This window comes from Aminobacter sp. P4_D5, from assembly GCF_056401815.1.
The window spans coordinates 1-671 of record NZ_JBFUIP010000802.1; the positions used below are offsets into that span (position 1 = coordinate 1).

Annotated in this window: 1 protein-coding gene; it reads right to left on the reverse strand. The window is 71.8% G+C overall.

Going from position 1 to position 671, the window contains the following annotated elements:
• A partial coding sequence (locus tag AC1DWF_RS35095) for an efflux RND transporter permease subunit (RefSeq protein WP_476843083.1) occupies nt 1–671 on the reverse strand: 671 nt, incomplete at both ends.

The following is a 671-nucleotide window of genomic DNA, read 5'->3' on the forward strand; positions in this document are numbered from 1 at the left end:
GTGTTCTCCACGATGACGACCGCGCAATCCACCAGCAGGCCGATGGCGATGGCCAGCCCGCCCAGCGACATGATGTTCGCCGACAGTCCGTAGGCCCGCATGATGCCGAAGGTGGCCAGCACCGCGAGCGGCAGGCTCAGCGACACCACCAGCGCCGCGCGCCAGTTGCCGAGGAAGAGCAGCAGCAGGATCACGACCAGCGCGATGGCCTCCAACAGCACCTTCTGGACGGTCCAGACGGCTTTCCCGATGAGATCCGCGCGGTCGTAGAAGACGACCAGCCGCACGCCCTCGGGCAGCATTCGCTCGATGTCGGGGATGCGGGCGCGGGCGCCCTCCACCACGTCGCGCGCGTTCACGCCGCGCAAGCCCAGCAGGATGCCCCAGACCGCCTCGCCCTCGCCGTCGCGCGTGACGACGCCGTTGCGGGGCAGGGCACCGAAGCGCACGTCGGCGACGTCCGCGACGCGCACCACGCCGGTCGGCCGCGCGGCGAGCACGATGGCACGCACATCCTCCAGGCTGCGGATGCGACCCTCGGCGCGGACCAGAAGGGCCTCCTCGCCGTCGCGGACGCGGCCGGCGCCGTCGTTGCGGTTGTTGCGCTCCAGCGCCTCTCGCAGCATGGCGGTCGTGATGCCGCGCGAGGCCATCGCCGAGGGGCTCGGGAC